Below are 2,356 nucleotides of genomic sequence, written 5' to 3'. Positions count from 1 at the left end.
GCTTGTTGCTTGTTGCTTGTTGCTCATAATGTTTCCATAATATTTTTAGATATTATATATTAATAGAAAAAAATAATCAACACTAAATATGATAAATCATTGTAAAATATTGCATATTATTGTAAATAGAATTTTAATTAAATTGAAGTGATATTTTAAGAATGAATTTACAAAACATAATAAAAAATAGAATAATGTAAATATTATTATAAATTTGAAAATCTACTTATAATTTACTATATTTAAAATATATATTAATTATAAGGACTATTCATGACTATAGAAAAATTATCAAAAATGATTGAAGTTTCAAGCGGAAAGGTTTTAGCTGATTTAGTTATAAGAAATTGTAAGGTTGTTGATCCAATATCAGCAACGATTACTGATGCAGATATTGCCATTGTTGATGATTATATTGTAGGGGTGGGTTCTTATAATGGTAAAGAAGTTATTGATGCTAAAGGTTCCTATGCTACAAGCGGACTTATAGATTCGCATGTTCATATAGAATCATCTTTATGTACACCAGCTAATTTTGCGGAAGTGGTTATTCCTTTCGGTACTACTTTAATTGTAACAGACCCTCATGAAATTGCCAATGTATGCGGTATTGACGGCATTAAGTTTATGATTAATTCTGCCAAAAAAAGCCCTCTTAAATGTAAGTTTATGCTTTCCTCTTGTGTGCCTGCTGTTGGTTTTGAAGATTCTGGTGCTGTACTTGATTCTAAAATAATAGAAGAATTTATAAATGATGAGGATATATTCGGGCTTGCTGAGATGATGAATGCTCCGGGTGTATTATCTTGTGATAAAGAAGTATTAAAAAAATTACTTGCTGCTATTAATGCTGATAAGATTATAGACGGACATGGTGTTATGCTTGGAGGAAAGACAGTAAATGCTTATAGGGCAGCTGGAGTTTATACCGATCATGAATGCGTATCTGCTAAAGATTTGAAAGCAAGAATAGCTAATGGAATGTATGTACTTTTGAGACAAGGTTCTGCAGCACAGAATTTAGCTTCACTTTTACAGGGAGTTAATCAAAGCAATGCCAGAAGATGTGCAATGTGTACAGATGATAAGCATTTAGATCATATAATGGAAAACGGACATATATCTCATAATTTAAAAATAGCAGTTGAACATGGTCTTGATGTATTTAATGCTATTGCTATGGCTACTATTAATGCGGCCGAATGCTATAGATTAAAAAATATTGGTTTGGTTGCTGCTGGTTATAAAGCTGATATTGTTTTATTTAATGATTTAAAAGATTTCAAAACTAATAAAGTATTTATAGATGGAAAATTAGTTTCAGAAAATGGTAAGGCTTTATTTAAAGTAGAAAAAGATGATTATAATGATAATATTTTCAATACTATAAATATTGCCCCTATAAAAGTGGAAGATATACAAATAAAATTAAAATCCGATGAGGCTAATGTCATAAGAATAGTTAATAAAGATTTGATAACAGAAAAGAGTGTTAGAATAGTAGGGTTTGAAAATGGATATTTTAAATATAGAAAAAGTGTTGATATATTAAAATTGGTTGTAGTAGAAAGACATAAGGCTACAGGAAAAATAGGTTTAGGATTAATAGAAAATTATAAATTAAAAAACGGTGCTATTGCTACAAGCGTTTCACATGACTCGCATAATATTATAGCAGTAGGCGACAATGATGAAGATATAATACTTGCTATAAATGAAATGCAAAAATGTTCAGGCGGAATCACTGTTGTAAAAAATGGAAAAGTACTTGATACATTACAATTAAAGATAGCGGGAATTATGTCAGATGAATCTCCTAAGGATATAGTAAAGAAAATATATTCTATGCATGAATTAGCTTATAATGAACTTGATGTTAATAGGGAAATAGATCCTTTCATGACTTTATCATTTATGGCACTTCCAGTGATACCTGAAATAAAACTCACAACTAGCGGTTTATTTGATGTTAAGGAATTTAAGTTTATAGATGTAAGTGCATAAAGTTTTTATGATGTGATTAAAAAATATAAACTAATTTAGTATATACCTAAACAACTATATTTTGTCAAAAATAAATTTATATTTTTGTTTTTATATCTGGGGCTTTGCCCACCGCTCTGCGTGCTTACGCAAGCCCCCAGTTCTTTTACCGAGTAGGTACCTTTCGGTATTGGTATAAAAGAACCAAAAAAACTGCATTTTTAGTCTAAATCTAGGTTATACCATACATTTAATACATATATTTTTAATATAAAGTTCTAGCAATTGCGTTTTTTGTAACTTTTTTGTGCGGCAAAAAAGTTGATAATATTACATAATGTGCAGTAGTCGGCAAAATGAAATCGTTTCAGTA

Annotated in this window: 1 protein-coding gene; it reads left to right on the top strand. The window is 29.2% G+C overall.

The features are described 5' to 3' along the window. Positions 1–273: 273 nt before the first annotated feature. Positions 274–2,004 (top strand): adenine deaminase, encoded by a 1,731-nt coding sequence (gene ade / locus R4K56_RS14635; RefSeq protein ID WP_335786933.1) that lies wholly within the window; start codon positions 274–276, stop codon positions 2,002–2,004. The last annotated feature ends 352 nt before the right edge of the window (positions 2,005–2,356 follow it).

Origin of the sequence: Brachyspira pulli, assembly GCF_036997785.1 — a bacterium.
Classification (GTDB): Bacteria; Spirochaetota; Brachyspiria; order Brachyspirales; family Brachyspiraceae; genus Brachyspira; species Brachyspira pulli.
This window is presented reverse-complemented; position numbering and strand designations above follow the sequence as displayed.

Excerpts from the sequence above, each read along its gene's own strand:
- ade (WP_335786933.1), top strand. The coding sequence starts at position 274 with ATGACTATAGAAAAATTATCAAAAATGATTGAAGTTTCAAGCGGAAAG.